The sequence below is a fragment of the Allosalinactinospora lopnorensis genome (assembly GCF_000981225.1).
Lineage (GTDB): Bacteria > Actinomycetota > Actinomycetes > Streptosporangiales > Streptosporangiaceae > Allosalinactinospora > Allosalinactinospora lopnorensis.
The window spans coordinates 28,774-44,298 of sequence record NZ_LAJC01000049.1; the positions used below are offsets into that span (position 1 = coordinate 28,774).

At 69.9% G+C, this 15,525-nt stretch carries 16 protein-coding genes and 1 pseudogene; 14 read left to right on the forward strand and 3 right to left on the reverse strand.

Annotated elements, in window-relative coordinates; all coding sequences use genetic code 11:
* The first annotated feature begins 122 nt into the window (after positions 1-122).
* The 5 genes from VS93_RS17525 to era all read left to right on the forward strand — a co-directional run bounded on the left by VS93_RS17525 (position 123) and on the right by era (position 4,452).
* Complete coding sequence (locus VS93_RS17525) at positions 123-1,172, forward strand: PhoH family protein (RefSeq protein WP_046470988.1); 1,050 nt, start codon at positions 123-125, stop codon at positions 1,170-1,172.
* Between the two features lie 62 nt (positions 1,173-1,234).
* On the forward strand, positions 1,235-1,729 hold the full coding sequence (gene ybeY / locus VS93_RS17530; RefSeq protein ID WP_046470989.1) for an rRNA maturation RNase YbeY: 495 nt from the start codon (positions 1,235-1,237) through the stop codon (positions 1,727-1,729).
* Positions 1,726-3,066: a hemolysin family protein gene (locus VS93_RS17535; RefSeq protein WP_046470990.1), complete on the forward strand. Its 1,341-nt coding sequence runs from the start codon at positions 1,726-1,728 to the stop codon at positions 3,064-3,066. Before ybeY ends, VS93_RS17535 begins: the two co-directional genes overlap by 4 nt.
* 27 nt (positions 3,067-3,093) lie before the next feature.
* On the forward strand, positions 3,094-3,444 hold the full coding sequence (locus tag VS93_RS17540; protein ID WP_046470991.1) for a hypothetical protein: 351 nt from the start codon (positions 3,094-3,096) through the stop codon (positions 3,442-3,444).
* A 51-nt stretch (positions 3,445-3,495) separates the two neighbouring features.
* Entirely contained in the window at positions 3,496-4,452 is a 957-nt protein-coding gene (era, locus tag VS93_RS17545) for a GTPase Era (RefSeq protein WP_046470992.1), read from the forward strand.
* A gap of 61 nt (positions 4,453-4,513) precedes the next feature.
* Here era and VS93_RS17550 read toward each other — a convergent pair whose 3' ends face one another.
* A complete protein-coding gene (locus VS93_RS17550; protein ID WP_046470993.1) occupies positions 4,514-5,248 on the reverse strand; it encodes an IclR family transcriptional regulator in 735 nt (244 codons plus the stop codon).
* Positions 5,249-5,612: 364 nt separating this feature from the next.
* Here VS93_RS17550 and VS93_RS17555 point away from each other — a divergent pair.
* Positions 5,613-6,874 (forward strand): annotated as a pseudogene (locus VS93_RS17555) (DUF6986 family protein).
* Positions 6,875-7,074: 200 nt separating this feature from the next.
* On the opposite strand, the gene VS93_RS17560 reads toward VS93_RS17555, so the two are convergent.
* A complete protein-coding gene (locus VS93_RS17560) occupies positions 7,075-7,257 on the reverse strand; it encodes a DUF397 domain-containing protein (RefSeq protein ID WP_046470994.1) in 183 nt (60 codons plus the stop codon).
* Positions 7,257-8,171 carry a helix-turn-helix domain-containing protein gene (locus tag VS93_RS17565; RefSeq protein ID WP_156184898.1) on the reverse strand — a complete coding sequence of 305 codons (915 nt, stop codon included), beginning with the start codon at positions 8,169-8,171 and terminating at the stop codon, positions 7,257-7,259. The genes VS93_RS17560 and VS93_RS17565 overlap by 1 nt, the downstream gene beginning before the upstream one ends.
* A gap of 234 nt (positions 8,172-8,405) precedes the next feature.
* On the opposite strand from VS93_RS17565, the gene VS93_RS17570 reads away from it, so the two are divergent.
* The 8 genes from VS93_RS17570 (at position 8,406) to allB (ending at position 15,488) form a co-directional block, all read left to right on the forward strand.
* A complete protein-coding gene (locus VS93_RS17570; RefSeq protein ID WP_046470995.1) occupies positions 8,406-8,603 on the forward strand; it encodes a helix-turn-helix domain-containing protein in 198 nt (65 codons plus the stop codon).
* Positions 8,600-8,839 carry a hypothetical protein gene (locus VS93_RS17575; RefSeq protein WP_052745826.1) on the forward strand — a complete coding sequence of 80 codons (240 nt, stop codon included), beginning with the start codon at positions 8,600-8,602 and terminating at the stop codon, positions 8,837-8,839. Before VS93_RS17570 ends, VS93_RS17575 begins: the two co-directional genes overlap by 4 nt.
* Before the next feature lie 236 nt (positions 8,840-9,075).
* Positions 9,076-9,918, forward strand: coding sequence for a MerR family transcriptional regulator (locus VS93_RS17580; RefSeq protein ID WP_046470996.1), 843 nt, complete (start codon positions 9,076-9,078; stop codon positions 9,916-9,918).
* Between the two features lie 291 nt (positions 9,919-10,209).
* Entirely contained in the window at positions 10,210-10,902 is a 693-nt protein-coding gene (locus VS93_RS17585; RefSeq protein ID WP_046470997.1) for an alpha/beta hydrolase, read from the forward strand.
* A 436-nt stretch (positions 10,903-11,338) separates the two neighbouring features.
* Positions 11,339-11,935, forward strand: a complete 597-nt coding sequence (locus VS93_RS17590; RefSeq protein ID WP_046470998.1) for a TetR/AcrR family transcriptional regulator — start codon at positions 11,339-11,341, stop codon at positions 11,933-11,935.
* 6 nt (positions 11,936-11,941) lie between these two features.
* A complete protein-coding gene (locus VS93_RS17595) occupies positions 11,942-13,162 on the forward strand; it encodes an FAD-dependent monooxygenase (protein WP_046470999.1) in 1,221 nt (406 codons plus the stop codon).
* Positions 13,159-14,067 (forward strand): alpha/beta fold hydrolase, encoded by a 909-nt coding sequence (locus tag VS93_RS17600; RefSeq protein WP_046471000.1) that lies wholly within the window; start codon positions 13,159-13,161, stop codon positions 14,065-14,067. Before VS93_RS17595 ends, VS93_RS17600 begins: the two co-directional genes overlap by 4 nt.
* Positions 14,068-14,135: 68 nt before the next feature.
* Positions 14,136-15,488, forward strand: a complete 1,353-nt coding sequence (gene allB, locus VS93_RS17605; RefSeq protein ID WP_046471001.1) for an allantoinase AllB — start codon at positions 14,136-14,138, stop codon at positions 15,486-15,488.
* Positions 15,489-15,525 lie beyond the last annotated feature (37 nt).

The window sequence follows — 15,525 nt, forward strand, 5'->3', positions numbered from 1 at the left end:
TCGTTCGCCGGGGCTGCCGGGATCAGCGTGATCACGGTTGCGGCGGACCAGCGGAATCCGGACACGGCAGAGAACGGCGACGGACGCGAGAGGCAGGGGCGAGACGGCCGCAAGGCCACACCATGGTCGAGTCAACACAACACAGCACCCAGGTGAAGATCGAGGTGCCCGAAGAGCACACCATGATCAGCCTGCTGGGCTCCGGCGACGAGCTGCTCAAGACGATCGAGGATTCCTTCGACTGCGACATCCACGTCCGGGGCAACGAGATCACCATCAGCGGCAGCCCCGAAGAGTCCTCCACAGTGGTGCGGCTGATCGAGGAGCTCCTGGAGCTCGTCGGGAACGGCGCGCACATCACTCCCGACGCCGTGACCCGCACCTTGAACATGCTGCGTTCCCCGGCTGACGAGGAGCGCCCCTCTCATGTGCTGACGACGAACATCCTCTCGGCGCGCGGGCGCACCATCCGCCCCAAGACGCTGAACCAGAAGCGCTACGTCGACCACATCGATCGGCACACCATCGTGTTCGGTATCGGCCCCGCCGGCACCGGCAAGACATATCTGGCCATGGCCAAGGCGGTCAAGGCGCTGCAGAACAAGCAGGTCAACCGGATCATCCTCACCCGGCCCGCGGTGGAGGCCGGTGAGCGGCTGGGCTACCTGCCCGGAACCCTGTACGAGAAGATCGACCCGTACCTGCGCCCTCTGTACGACGCGCTGCACGACATGCTCGACCCCGATTCGATCCCGAAGCTCATGTCGGCGGGGACGATCGAGGTGGCGCCGCTGGCCTACATGCGGGGGCGCACCCTCAACGACTCCTTCATCATCCTTGACGAGGCGCAGAACACCTCGGCCGAGCAGATGAAGATGTTCCTCACCCGGCTCGGATTCGGCTCCAAGGTCGTGGTCACCGGTGACGTCACCCAGGTCGATCTGCCGGGCGGGCAGACCAGCGGCCTGCGCACCATCGAGAACATTCTCGAAGGGATCGACGACATCGGCTTCTGCCGTCTCACCAGCACCGATGTCGTCCGGCACAAGCTCGTGACCGAGATCGTCGACGCTTACGGGCGCTACGAGAGTGAGCAGGGCGACCGTTCGGCGGCCAGGCGCGGCCGGCCCGCGTCGGCCGACACCGACGACGCGGCCGGAAACGCCGGATGACACCCGGCGCGGGGCGGTGCCCCGTGCGGGGCCTCACGAACAGATAGGCGCGCTGAGCAACCATGAGTATTGACGTCGCGAACGAGTCCGGCGTCCCCGAGGACGAGACGCGGCTGGCCCGACTGGCGCGCTTCGTCCTCGACGGCATGCGGATCCACCCGCTCGCGGAGCTGTCCATCGTCCTGGTGGGCGAGGAGCCGATGACCGAACTCCATGTGCGATGGATGGACGAGCCCGGGCCGACCGACGTTCTGTCGTTTCCGATGGACGAGCTGCGTCCCGGCGGTCCGGAGCGCGTCTCCGAGCCGGGCGTGCTCGGCGACGTGATCATCTGTCCGCAGGTGGCCGCGCGTCAGGCCAAGAAGGCCGGCCACAGCACGCGGGACGAGATCGACCTGCTGTGCACGCATGGCATCCTGCATCTCCTCGGCTACGACCACGCCGAGCCCGATGAGCACAAGGAGATGTTCGCCCTGCAGCGTGAGCTGCTCATAGGCTGGCGGGAGAGCGAGGCGGCGCAGGCCGGGGAAGACATAGACGAAGATACCGTCCGATGATGGACCCGTGGATCGCTTTCAGCGCCGCGATCCTGTTTTCCCTGGTCGCGGCGTTCTTCGTGAGTGCCGAGGTCGCGGTCACCCGGGCGGCGCGGATGGGGCCGGAGGGAGTCCCGCGGGCCGAGGGCAGGGGGCAGCGGCGGCTGGACACCGTGGCCGCCGATCCCACCCGCTACCTCAACCTCATCCTGCTGCTGAGGGTGGGCAGCGAGGTGCTGGCGACACTGGCGCTGGCGGCCGGCTTCATCGGTCGGTTCGGTTTCGGCTGGCTCGCCATCGCGCTGACCGCTGTCGTGATGACCCTGGTCGACTACGTCCTGATCGGGGTTACGCCGCGGATCCTGGGCCGGCAGTTCGCGCAGTCCATCGCGCTGACCAGTGCCGCCGTCGTCGCGCCGGCGGCGCTGGTGCTGGGACCGGTCGCGCAGGGCCTGGTCCGTGTCGGCCGCTCGCTGACCCCGCGCGGACCGGGGGAGCGCGAGGGACCGTTCACCAGCGAGGAGGAACTGCGCCGACTGGTCGACCTGGCGGAGCGGGGCCACGTGATCGACGCCGACGAACGGCAGATGATCCAGTCGGTGTTCGAGCTCGATGACACCTCCGTGCGGGAGGTGATGGTCCCGCGCACCGACATCGTCTTCGTCAACAGCGAGGCCAGGGTGGACGAGGCGCTCTCGCTGGCCCTGCAAAGCGGCTTCTCCCGGATACCGGTGACCGGGGAGGACGAGGACGACGTCGTCGGCATCGTCTACCTCAAGGACCTGGTCGCCCACATGTACGAGCAGTGGGCCGGCGAGCCGGAGGCGGCCGGAACGTTCACCGTGCGCGACGCCATGCGCGTCGCGTCCTACGTCCCCGACTCCAAGCCCATCGACGAGCTGCTGCGGGAGATGCAGCGGCAGCGGATCCACGCCGCTGTCGTGATCGACGAGTACGGCGGTACAGCGGGGCTCGTGACGATCGAGGACATCGTCGAGGAGATCGTCGGGGAGATCACTGATGAGTACGACGACGAGGTTCCGCCGATCCAGCGGCTCGGGGAGGACCGGGCGCGCGTCACCGCCCGGCTGCCGCTGGGCGAGCTCGCCGAGTTGTTCGAGGCGGAGTTGGACGCTCCCGACGTGGAGACCGTCGGGGGGCTGCTGGCCTACGCGCTGGGACGGGTGCCCGTCAGCGGCTCCCAGGCCGTCTACGCTGGTTTGCGGCTGACGGCCGAGGACGGCGCGGCGGACCGGAACCAGACCGCGACGGTCCTGGTGGAGAAGATGTGGGACCCCGGCGACCAGAACGGCGACACCGGCGGCGCCTGGCCTCCGGTACCGTCGCCCCCGCAGTGATCACGTGATTTCGAGGAGAGCCGACCTGTGAGCGACACCGCCGACCCGAGCATCGGCCCCGAGGACCAGAAGCTCATCACGCTCGCCCGGGCCTCTCGCGCCCGCAACGGTGCGCCCGAAGGGGCGGCGGTACGGGACGAGACCGGCCGCACCTACGTGGCGACCACGGTCGCGCTTCCCTCACTGCGGCTCTCGGCGCTGCGGGCTGCCGTCGCCGCCGCCGTCTCCGGTGGCGCGGAGTCCCTGGAGGCGGCCGCGGTGGTCACCGAAGCGGAGCAGCCGGCCGATGAGGACATGGCGGTGGCCGGCGATCTGAAAGCCGCGAGCGTGGTTCTCGCCGCGCCGGACGGTACGCCGGCGGCCGTCAGGCACCTGTGAGTGCCGGGCCGCGCGGTTCCGTTCGCTGTGAGAACGCGTGAGACTGGGAAAATGAACGACCTCGATCTTGAGAAACTGCGGGTGCCGCTCACGATGCCCTCCTACCCTGAGGGTTTCCGTAGCGGGTTCACCTGTTTCGTCGGGCGGCCGAACGTGGGCAAGTCGACGCTGATGAACGCGCTCGTGGGCCAGAAGGTGGCCATCACCAGCACCCGCCCGCAGACCACGCGGCGCACCGTCCGCGGCATCGTGCACCGCGAGGACGCGCAGCTGATCATCGTGGACACCCCCGGGCTGCACAAGCCCCGCACCCTGCTCGGGGAGCGGCTGGACAGCCTGGTGCGCTCCACGCTGGTCGAGGTCGACGTGATCGGGTTCTGCGTCCCGGCCGACGAGCCGATCGGACGGGGGGACACCTACATCGCCCGCGAACTCGCGGCGCAGCGCCAGACTCCGGTGGTCGCCCTGGTCACCAAGACCGATACCGTCGGCAAGGACCGGGTGGCCGAGCAGTTGCTGGCGGTGTCGGAGCTGGGCGAGTGGTCCGACATCGTCCCGGTCTCGGCGGAGTCGGGGGAGCGGCTGGACGTCGCGGCCGATGTCCTGTGCTCCTACCTGCCGGAAGGCCCCCCGCTCTATCCGGACGGCGATCCCACTGACGAGCCCGAGGAGATGCTGGTCGGCGAGCTCATCCGGGAGGCGTCCCTGGAGGGGGTGCGCGACGAGCTCCCGCACTCGATCGCCGTTGTCGTTGAGGAGATGGCTCCGCGGGAGGACCGGGAGCTCATCGACATCTACGCCTCGCTCTACGTGGAACGCCCGAGCCAGAAGGCCATCGTCATCGGCAACAAGGGAGCACGGCTGCGCGAGGTCGGATCCCGCGCCCGCAAGCAGATCGAGGCGCTGCTGGGCACCCGGGTCTACCTGGACCTGCGGGTGCGTGTCGCCAAGGACTGGCAGCGCGACCCCAAGAAGCTGCGCAAGCTCGGGTTCGACCAGCAGACCTGAGCCGCCGTGTCCGGCGGCCCCGCCCCGCTCGGAACGCCGTTTCCGAGCGGGGTCGCGGCGGTCAGCTCTGGTTGTTGAGGTCGCCGGCCAGACTGAGCGCGACCCTCTGCACGATCGGCGCGGCCTTGTCCACGAAATCCCAGCTGACCCGGGCCTCCGGGCCGGAGATCGAGACCGCCATCATGGCCGGTCCCCCCTGCACGGGCACCGCGACGCAGCGGACACCGATCTCCTGCTCCCCGTCATCGATGGCGAACCCCTGATCGCGGATGTGCGCCATCTCGGCGGCGAACGCCTGCTGTGTGGTGATGGTGCGGTCGGTGGCGGCGGGCATTCCGGTGCGGCGCACGGTCGAGAGCGCCTCGTTCTCGGGAAGCTGGGCCAGCAGTGCCTTGCCGACCGCGGCCGAGTGCGGCAGCACCCGGCGGCCGACCTCGGTGAACATCCGCATCGCGTGCGGTGAGGGGACCTGGGCGACGTAGACGACCTTGTCGCCGTCGAGCATCGCGAGGTTCGCGGTCTCGCCCAGTTCGTCGACGAGCTGCGCCAGGTGGGGCCGGGCCCAGGTGCCGAGCATGCGCGACGCGCTCTCGCCGAGACCGATCAGCCGGGGCCCGAGGGCGTAGCGGCGTGACGGCAGTTGCCGGACATACCCGTTGTCCACCAGGGTGCGGATGAGGCGGTGGATGGTCGGAAGCGGCAGCCCGGAGGAGTCGGCCAGCTGGCTCAGCGAGATCTCGCCGCCGGCGTCGGCCATGATCTCCAGCAGCGCGAACGCGCGGTCCAGTGACTGCACGCCGCTGGGGCGGCTCCGGGAGTCGGGTTCACCCTCTACGTTGCCGGTATGGTTACCACCGGTCGCTGTCTGTGACGTTGCCAAAGCTCTCTAGCTCCCATCACGTGACCACTCCGACGGGTCGCTCGGGTGGCGGTCACTCTCTTCGGAGTTCTCATTCTGCGATACGGAAGCAGCAGCCGGTAACCCCTTTCGCGATGACGCCTGCGTGGGTCTCACTACCTTTGCCGCCTCTTGTAGTTCCGAATCGTAAAAGTTAGTGTCCGGTATATAAAAACTATCTGAGCTTCTGTCGGCCCGGCCGGGCCGGGAAGGGACATGTGTAGTGGGTGTGCAGCGCTCCGGGGCGGCGAATGGCAACAGTATGACCGGAGGCGGCCTCGACGAGCTGAACGACGCTCTGGACACGCGGCTCGCCGACGCCGACGCCCGGCTGCTGGAGCGGTACCCGGGCGAGTCGGGGCGCCGCCAGCCGGTCCACACGGTCTACATACCCGCCGACCGGATCCGCGCCGGGATCACCCGGGAGTGGGGCGAACAGGCCATTCGATCGCTGGAGCGGTTCGCCCCCGATGCGCCCGCCCTGGCCGCGGCCACCGGCCTGGACGAGGCGGCCGTCGCCGACTGCCTGCCGCGGGTGCACGACAAGCTGCGCGCCGAGCCCGTGGAGGACCTCCGGATCGACCTGGAGGACGGCTACGGCGACCGCCCCGACGGCGAGGAGGACGAGCACCTCCGTGCCGCCGCCCGGGCCTTTGCGCCGACCTCGCCGCGGGGCAGGCGCCGCCGTACTTCGGCCTCCGGATGAAGGGGATGGAGGCCGCCGGCCGGCGCCGCGGGGTGCGCAGCCTGTCCATGTTCCTGGACGTCCTGCTGGAGGGGACCGGAGAGCTCCCGGGGGGCTTCCGTATCACGTTGCCCAAGATCACCTCGGTGCAGCAGGTCGAGGCGATGGTCTGGCTGGTCACAGAGCTGGAGAGGCGGCTCGGGATCCCCGAAGGCCGTCTCGGGTTCGAGCTGCAGATCGAGACTCCGCAGTCGCTCCTCACCCCTGACGGCGCGGCCGCCGCGGCGCGGATGATCCACACCGGGGCGGGCAGGGTGACCGCACTGCACTACGGCACCTACGACTACAGTGCCGCGTGCGGCGTGACCGCGGCGTTCCAGAGCATGGCGCATCCGGTGGCCGACCACGCCAAGGCCGTCATGCAGCTCGCGGCGGCCGGGACGGGGGTGTGGCTCTCGGACGGTTCCACCAACGTGCTGCCCGTGGGGTCCGCGGAGCAGGTGCGCGCGGCCTGGCGGCTGCACGCCGGGCTGGTCCGCCGGTCGCTGGAGCGGGCCTACTACCAGGGGTGGGACATGCACCCGCACCAGTTGCCGACCCGCTACCTGGCCACCTACGCGTTCTACCGCGAGGCGTTCGCGCCGGCCGCGGAGCGTCTCAAGGCCTATCTCGGTGCGGGCAGCGACGGCGTCCTCGACGAACCGGCGACCGCCCAGGCGCTGGCCTCGGCACTGGTCCGCGGGCTGCGGTGCGGGGCGCTGAGCGAGGACGAGGTCACCGGGGCCACCGGGGTGGACGCCGCGGTCCTGACCGGCTTCGCCAACCGCCGGGTGGGCTGACCCCGGCTCCCGCGGGCGCGCCCACGGTTTCCGCCTGTGACGCAGAGGCCGCGCCGATGACCGCACCCGACAACGGTTCAGGTTCTCCCGCCGAGATCGACATGACCAAGCCGACCATCGCGCGCGTCTGCGACGCGCTCCTCGGCGGCCCGCACACGAGCGCCCCCGACCCACACGGGTCGAGGGCGCCTTACCGGGGTCTACAGGTTGTCGGTCCGGACGTCGGCGAGGAACGCCGACCACTCGGTGGTAGGGAACGACAGATGCCCGGCGGAACGGTGCTGGGTGTCACGGACGTCAACGGTGCCACTGTCGGTACGGCACTCAACGCAGTTACCGCCGTGGTTACTGGAATAGCTGGATTTGTACCAACGATCGTTCATCACAGTTCTCCTCGCCATCTCTTCACCAGGTCGATGGAGTCATCGGGCGCGGTTGCAGCCGCCTGCAACGCCCCGAAAAGTGCTGACATCTCCGCTTCCTGCTCCGGGTCGTCAGAAGTCTCACCGCCCAGTGCATGTTCTGCGTATACCACCGATTGCGTTAACCCCAAGGAAGTTAGCCGGAACGGTAGGCAGAGCCCCGGGTTAAAGGGAGCGTCCCGCAACACCTGGAACTGGATCGTTCCTACCTCTGCAAGCTCGGTGAGGTGGTCCAACTGGGCCTGCATGATCGCCTCACTTCCAACAACCCGTCGAAACGCCTCCTCGCATACCACAAACCAGAGGAGCGGCAGGCTCTCACGGATGGCGGGCAGGCGTTCAGCTCGCGCCTTTGCCACCTGCCGTACCTGCTCCCGTGAGCGTCGGTTGCGACGTGCTTCTAGCATGGCGTACGCGTATTCCTCGGTCTGAAGCAACCCCGGGATCACCAGCGGCTCATACTCGCGAATCTCGGTTGCGCGGCGTTCAATCAGGACGGCGTCGCGGAACCAGTCCGGCACGTCCCGCTGGTTCACAACCTCCTGCCACAACCGGGTCAGAGTGCCGCCTGTGTTGAGAGCAGCGTCCAACGCTTCCGCGTGATCGCGCCTGGGGGTCCGCGTGCCTTGCTGAAGCGCACTGATCATCGACGGAGACCAACCCGTCATTTTGGCAAGTTGTGCCTGGCTAGCGCCCGATAGTTCACGTTGTCTCTTCAGTTCCAGTCCGAATCGCCGCCATGTTGTCCGACCCTGTTTCGCCATGGCCACAATCCAATACATAGTCAGCACTTTCTGCCACCGGTTTGGACGGAAAGACATGAAAGTGTGGCTGTTATGGCAGGCGTACGTGTGTGGCTGCATTGTGGTGTCCACACGAAGGACCCCCGCGACGGTGACGGCCGTCCGGGGGCACGGCCACCAGCTATCGAGGAGCTGATGACATGATCAGTCTGCCATCGCGCCCAAGCGCGCGGATTCGCCCCTACCTGGCCACGGCAGAGCAGCACCAACGGGCCGACCGGCGGTTGCGCGCGGCCTGGATCGCCCGGCGGCAGCGCCGCGCCGTCGCTGACCGCCTCGCCGGAACCGTCCCCGGGTGGTGGTCGCGTGAACGACACCGCCCCGGACAACTACCTCAGCAACGGCGAAGCGGCGAAGATCCTGGGCATCTCGCCCTCCACGATGCAGAGCTGGGCACGCAAGGGCCGGATCCGCTACCTCGCCACCGTGCACGGCTGGCGCTACTTCCGCGCGGGCGACGTCTACGCGCTGCGCGACTCCCTACGGGAGGTGTCGGGCGAGTGACCACCGTCTGCGAGATCCGCCAAGTGCCCGACATGGACACGCTTCGGTACTGGGCGCGCGCCATGGAAGTCCCCGTACAACAGATCGGGATCACACTGGACGGGAACGACGTCATGGGCGCCACCCACGGGCCCACAACGCTCGTGTGCGTGGTGCCCACCCGTGGCCCCCGACGGCCGCCTCTGAAGTGGGAATCGCCGTTCGAACGGATGGAATCGCCGCTCGAACACATGTGACCACCACACAGGACCCGACCACAACCAAGCGGAAGACAGCCCTTACGGGCCAACGTCACCGAGCCACGATCCCCGCGCGCCTCCTACCCCGTAACGACCCCGTGGAGGCGCGCGGACCGACCGCCCGCGAGGTCCGCGCCCGCGTCGAACAGTGCCCGCACGGGACGCGGGCTGTGTGCGCTGCGCCATTCCTCGGCGCTTGACCTTGCAGTTGCTGTAAGGGCGAACATAGCGCCATGTTGTCCATCAGCGAATTCAGTGAAATGTGCCGTCTGTCGCCGCAGACACTGCGGTTCTACCACTCCGAGGGTCTGCTCCTCCCGGCCGAGGTCAACGAGCAGACCGGCTACCGCTCGTACACGTTCGACCAGGTCGAACAGGCCATGCTGATCACCGTCCTGCGCGGCACGGGGATGAGTGTCAAGCTCGTCCGGCGTTCTCTCGACGAGCCGGACACGGCATCCGCCCTGTTGCAGCAGCACAGTACGGAGGTGCAACGTCAGCGGCAGGCCCAGGACGAGGCGATCAGCGACGCGCGCGAGTTCTTCAACGCGTGGCCGGAGGCGCGACTGCGCCACGTACCCGAGATGACCGTGGTGTCGAAGCTGGTGCCCGGCCCCTCGACCGGGGGCGACCAGTACGACTGGGCCGAAGCCGATGCCGCCGTCACCGTCACCGTCCAGGACGTGGTCAAGACCGTGGAGTCGTGCGGAGCCGTGGTGTCGGGGACCCCTTGGCGCGCCTGGGCCAGCGAGACCCCGGAGCAGAAGAGGCAGATCATCACCATGGAGGGGCCGCACTGGCTGGTGAAGATCCCCGTCACCGCGGACGAGGAAGCGGTCGCAGCTTTATCCGGCGACGTCGAGGTGCAGACCTTCGAGGCCCGCGACGAACTGTCGATATTCATCCCGGGCAAGAACTCGATGGCCAAGTACGGCACTGCGCTCTCGCGCCTGGTCATGCATCCCCTCGACGCCGCCTACATCGACATCTCCCGCATGCGCCAGATGCTGCACGACGACGGCGTCGAAACCACCGCGGCGATCTGCAGGCTCGACGAGACCGACATGGCCGGGTGACCTGACGAGCGGCGGCCCATGCGCACCGAGAAGGCGAGAAGGATCGAGAGCCGGCGGGCGAGACTACCTCGGCCTGCCGTGTGACATGCCGTACTCCGGTATCGACCCGCGTCGCCACTGCCGAACCGGAAACGACTGTCCGCACCCGCCCCCCGGGCGGCATCGCACCGGTCCCGTGCGGGAGTGCCCCGGCCGCAGGACCATGAACGATGCGGTCCCCCGACCGGGAGGCCGGGTTACGAGACATCCTTCAGGGCACGTTTCCTGGACGAACAGAGAGGGGCGAGTTTGATGGAGTTCGTGTTGGTGCACGGGACGACGCAGTCCCCGGCCGGGTGGGACCTTCTGCGTGCCGAACTCGCCCGGCGCGGGCACCGCAGCGTGTCCGTGGACCTGCCGACCGGCCAACCCGACCTCACCGTCGGCGACTACGCGCGGTCGGCGGCTGAACAGGTCGGCGGGCAGGTGGAACACCCGATCGTGGTGGCGCACTCCGGATCGGGGGCGCTACTCCCGGCGATCGCCGGCACCGTCGAGGCGGCGGCCATGGTATGGCTGGCCGCCTATATCCCCGACTTCGCCGGCGGCAAGAGCCTGATCGGTGAACTCCAGGACGACCCGGCGGCGCTGTTCCACCCCGACTGGATCGGCGTCAACCCCGTTGCCGACCACCAGGCGGCGCGCCGTTTCCTGTTCCACGACTGCGCGGATGACACCCAGCGATGGGCTCTGGGCACCCTGCGCGAGTTCGCTCCCGCTGCGGTGTACCGCCACGTTCCCGTGCCCGTGCCTCCCGGGATCGGGTCGACCCACATCCTGCCGACCGCCGACCGGACGCTGCGCCCCGACTGGATGCGCCGGGCCGCCGCGCAGCGCCTGGGCATCCGGCCCAGAGAGATCGACGCCGGGCACTGCTCCCACGTCTCCCGACCCGCGGCGACAGCCGACATCCTCCACGGTCTCCAGCCCACGCACACCCGATAGCCCGACACAGGGTGTCCGCGCACCCGGCGGACGCCGGGTGCGCGGACACCGGTAGCCCGAACGGGCCGCGCGCCGGTCCCCAGTGCTTCGTTGTTCGTTCCGCGTCTTCGCCGGCGGTAGGAGGTGCGGGCGCGGGTCCGGAAGAGGCGGCGCAGCCGGGACCGGGCGGCGACGTAGCGGCGCACCCGGTAGTGATCCGGCCCGGTCGTCTCGTTCCTGGCCTGCTGGAAGCGTTTCCCGAGCGCCCACCGGGGCAGGTCGGTCAGGGCGCCACCGGCTCCACCACCGTCGGCGCGGGCGGGCCGCGCCTGCCACCGACCGGCCGTAGGAGCCGCCTCCGACCCCCGCCGCTCGTGGGGAATCCGGGCGGGGCGTTGCGCGTGCTAGGGTTTGGGCAGTTGTCCAAGGCGATTGTCCAATTATCAGGGTGGTGCGCGTGTCCACGGCGGCGGAACAGGGCCGGGCGGTCCGGCGGAGGCTGTTGCGCGCGGCGGCCGAACTCATCGCCGAACGCGGCTGGCGGGCGGTGAGCACGCGGGTCCTGGCCGAGCGGGCGGGGGTCGCTCCGGGGGTGGTGCACTACCACTTCACATCGGTGCAGGCGCTGCTGACCGAGGCGGCGATCGGTGCGATGCGCGACGTCGTCGACGGCCTGGGGCCGGTCCTCGATCGCGCCCGGACACCGGCCGAGGCCGTGGACCTGCTGCTCGCCTCGCTGGACGACTACACCGGGAACGACCCCGCGTCGCTGCTGTTCACCGAGGCCTACCTGGCGGCGACGCGTGATGCGGAGCTGCGCCAGGCGGTCGGCGGTGTCGTCGTGGACTTCCGCCGCAAGCTCGCCGGCTGGCTCGGCGAACACGGCGTGCGGACCCCGGAGGAAACCGCGGCGGTGCTCGCCGCGGCGATCGACGGTTTCCTGCTGCACCGCGCCTTGGAGCCGAGCCTCTCCGCGGCGACCGTGGCGCCGGTCCTGCGCAGGATCCTCGCGCCCCCGCAATTCCGGGGGCGAACGCAACGGAAAGGCCGGTGAGGACGGATGAAGGCGGTGATCTGCGGCGCCGGGATCGCGGGGCTCGCCCTCGCGCAGCGTCTCGACACCCTCGGCTGGGACGTCGTCGTGGTGGAGAAGGCGCACGGCCCGCGAACACAGGGCTACATGATCGACTTCTTCGGGCCCGGCTATGACGCCGCCGAGGCCATGGGGATACTGCCCAGGCTCCACGAGTTCGGGTACCGGGTTCAGGAGGCGAGCTACCTGGACGGGGCCGGCCGGCGGCGGGCCAGTCTGAAGTTCGCCGACGTTGTGCGGGGCCGGCTGCTGAGCATCATGCGACCCGACCTCGAACGGGCGTTGCGTGAGTCGCTGTCGGGCGATGTCGATGTGCGGTTCGGCGCCGGCGTCACCGGCGTCGACACCCACTCCCAGGGGGTACGGGTCACGCTGACCGGCGGGAGCACGCTGGAGGCCGACCTGCTCGTCGGCGCGGACGGCGTCCACTCGACAGTGCGCGCTCTGGTTTTCGGCGAGGAGCGGCACTACCTGCGCTATCTCGGCCTGCACACGGCCGCGTTCGTCTTCGACGATCCGGAGGTCCACGCCGAGGTGCGGGACCGGTTCTGTCTCACCGAGACCATCGACAGGCAGATGGGGTTCTACGGGCTGCGCGACGGCCGGGTGGCGGCGTTCGCCGTGCACCGGGCCACCGACCCCGCGCTGCCGGACGACCCGCGGGCCGCCGTTCGACGAGAATACGGCTCGCTCGGGTGGATCGTCCCGCGGGCCCTTGACCGGTGCCCGCCGGCCGCCGCGATGTACTACGACCAGGTCGCCCAAATCGAGATGCCGCGCTGGAGCCGCGACCGGGTCGTACTCGTCGGCGACGCCTGCCATGCCGTGTCGCTGATCGCCGGCCAGGGAGCCTCACTCGGGATCGCCGGCGCCTACGTGCTCGCCGAGCAACTGGCCCGGACCGGCTCGATCGAAACCGGCCTGGAACGCTACGAACAGGTGTGGCGGCCGGTCGTGGCGGAAAAGCAGCAGGTCGCGCGGAAGGGCGTCCGCTGGTTCCTGCCCGACTCGCGGATGCGGCTCCGGGTGCGCCGCATCGCGATGAAACTCGCTCGCGTGCCCGGGGTCGACCGGTACGTCGCCAGCGCGCTGGCCGGCAAGCCGACCGCGATCATCAGGGAACTCGACGCCACCCGCCGGGGGCCGGAGCGCGCCGCCGGGCCGCTTCCCCGGGGCACCGAGCGATGACCCGTGACGAGCGTGCGGCACCGGATTCCGGCCGAAGCGGCGACACGCGCGTCCTGGCCCTGGAGGACGGGCGGGAACTGGCCTACACGGCTTGGGGAGACCCCGACGGGTACCCGGCGTTCTACTTCCACGGAACACCCGGCAGCCGGCTGGAAGGCGCCTTGGCCGGGCAGGCGGCCAAGAAGCACGGGTTCCGGCTCATCGCCCTCGACCGTCCGGGGTACGGGCTGTCCACGTTCCAGCGGAACAGGAGCTTTCGGGACTGGCCGGACGACGTCCGAGCGCTGGCCGACTCCCTCGGCATCCACGAGTTCGGTGTAGTCGGCCATTCCGGAGCCGGCCCCCACCTGTTCGCCTGCGGCTGCTTCCTCCCCCCGGAGCGGCTGAAGTTCATCGGCGCCCTTGCCCCATGGGGGCCCGTTGCGACACCGGAGATCATGGCCGGCCTCAACCCCCTCGACCGGTTCTATGCGAGGCTGGCCCGGCGTACCCCCCTGATCATGCGGGCCTCTTTCGCGCCGCTGGGATGGTGTGCGAAACACCGGCCGCGCCTGTTCCTCTCCCTGCTGCGGTCGGCCGTTTCGCCCCCTGACCGGGCGGCGCTGCTGGACGACCGCCTGCGGGAACGTCTGAGCCTGTCGCAGCGGGAAGCCTTCCGGCAGGGCGGCCGGGGCCCCGCCCACGAGGCCCTCATCGCCTACCGCGACTGGGGTTTCGACATCGCGGCGGTCAACGTGCCCACGCATGTCCGGCTGGGCGACAGAGACGTGTTCGTCCCCCGGCGGATGGGGAGCTACCTGGAGCGCGTACTCCCCGGTGTCGACTTCCGCTGGATCGAAGGCGAGGGGCACTTCGCGCTGGACAGATGGGACGGCATTCTCGCGGCGTGCGCGGCGCACACCTGAGCGTCCCCACTCCCCGGCGAAGCCATCCCGACTGTGGCGGCGGACACAGCGGGTGGGATCGTAAGGGCATGCCAGAACACGTCTATGACCTCGTTATCCGGGCGCGGCGCGCGGTCACCCCCGAGGGGGAGCGGCCCGTCGCGGTCGGCGTCCGCGACGGCAGGATCGCGGCGGTGAACCCCCAGGACGCCCCGATGGAGACCGCCCGCGCGATCGACCTCGCCGATGACGAAGTGCTGCTGCCCGGCCTGGTCGACAGCCACGTACACGTCAACGAGCCGGGGCGCACCGAGTGGGAGGGCTTCGCCACCGCCACGCGCGCGGCGGCGGCCGGCGGCGTCACCACGATCGTGGACATGCCGCTGAACAGCGTTCCGCCCACGACCACCGTCGAGGCGCTGATGGCCAAGCGCGACGCGGCGCGCGGCAAGGTCGCCGTCGACGTCGGTTTCTGGGGTGGGGCCGTCCCCGAGAACAGCGCACCGGAGACCGCGGGGGAGCTGCGCGCCCTGCACGAGCACGGGGTCTACGGGTTCAAGTCCTTCCTCTCCCCCTCCGGGGTCGAGGAGTTCGGCCACCTGCCGCCGGAGGGGTTCCGCGCCGCCGTCGCCGCGATCGGCGGCTTCGGCGGGCAGATCATCGTGCACGCCGAGGACCCCGGCGTCCTCGACTCGGCCCCGCAGGCGCACGGGCGCGAGTACGCGTCCTTCCTCGCCTCGCGCCCCGACAAGGCCGAGCACGCCGCGATCGAGCTGGTCGTCGAGACCGCGCGCAGCACCGGCACCCGTTCGCACATCCTGCACCTGTCGACCGCGACGGCCCTGCCGCTGATCGCGCGGGCCAGGGACGAGGGGGTGCCGCTCACGGTCGAGACCTGCCCGCACTATCTGACCCTGGCGGCCGAGCAGGTGCCCGCGGGGGCGACCCAGTTCAAGTGCTGCCCGCCCATCCGGGGGGAGGCCAACCGCGATGCCCTCTGGCGGGCACTGGACGAGGGGCTGGTCGACTGCGTCGTCAGCGACCACTCGCCCAGCACTCCCGAGTTGAAGGACCTCGACACGGGCGATTTCGGCACCGCGTGGGGCGGGGTTTCCGGTCTGCAGGTGGGGTTCTCCGCGATCTGGACCGAGGCCGACCGGCGCGGGCACACCCTCACCGACGTCGTGCGCTGGATGTCGCGCCGGCCGGCCGAGATCGCCGGGGTCAGCGGCAAGGGGCGTCTGGAGGCCGGCTACGACGCCGATTTCGCCGTCGTGGCGCCCGACGAGTCCGCCCGCGTCGACGCGCGGACCCTGCAGCACCGGCACCCGCTGAGCGCCTACGACGGCCGAGAGTTGCGGGGGGTGGTTCGCGGGACCTGGCTGCGCGGAGAGCGGGTCGACATCGAGAACCCCCGGGGGAGGCTGCTGAACCGGAGCTGACGGTGGGCGGGCCCGGCGGCGGCACCGGCCGGTGCCG

Excerpts from the sequence above, each read along its gene's own strand:
- VS93_RS17525 (WP_046470988.1), top strand. The coding sequence starts at position 123 with ATGGTCGAGTCAACACAACACAGCACCCAGGTGAAGATCGAGGTGCCC.
- era (WP_046470992.1), top strand. The coding sequence starts at position 3,496 with ATGAACGACCTCGATCTTGAGAAACTGCGGGTGCCGCTCACGATGCCC.
- VS93_RS17560 (WP_046470994.1), bottom strand. The coding sequence starts at position 7,257 with ATGAACGATCGTTGGTACAAATCCAGCTATTCCAGTAACCACGGCGGT.
- VS93_RS17585 (WP_046470997.1), top strand. The coding sequence starts at position 10,210 with ATGGAGTTCGTGTTGGTGCACGGGACGACGCAGTCCCCGGCCGGGTGG.
- VS93_RS17595 (WP_046470999.1), top strand. The coding sequence starts at position 11,942 with ATGAAGGCGGTGATCTGCGGCGCCGGGATCGCGGGGCTCGCCCTCGCG.
- VS93_RS17535 (WP_046470990.1), top strand. The coding sequence starts at position 1,726 with ATGATGGACCCGTGGATCGCTTTCAGCGCCGCGATCCTGTTTTCCCTG.
- ybeY (WP_046470989.1), top strand. The coding sequence starts at position 1,235 with ATGAGTATTGACGTCGCGAACGAGTCCGGCGTCCCCGAGGACGAGACG.
- VS93_RS17580 (WP_046470996.1), top strand. The coding sequence starts at position 9,076 with ATGTTGTCCATCAGCGAATTCAGTGAAATGTGCCGTCTGTCGCCGCAG.
- allB (WP_046471001.1), top strand. The coding sequence starts at position 14,136 with ATGCCAGAACACGTCTATGACCTCGTTATCCGGGCGCGGCGCGCGGTC.
- VS93_RS17600 (WP_046471000.1), top strand. The coding sequence starts at position 13,159 with ATGACCCGTGACGAGCGTGCGGCACCGGATTCCGGCCGAAGCGGCGAC.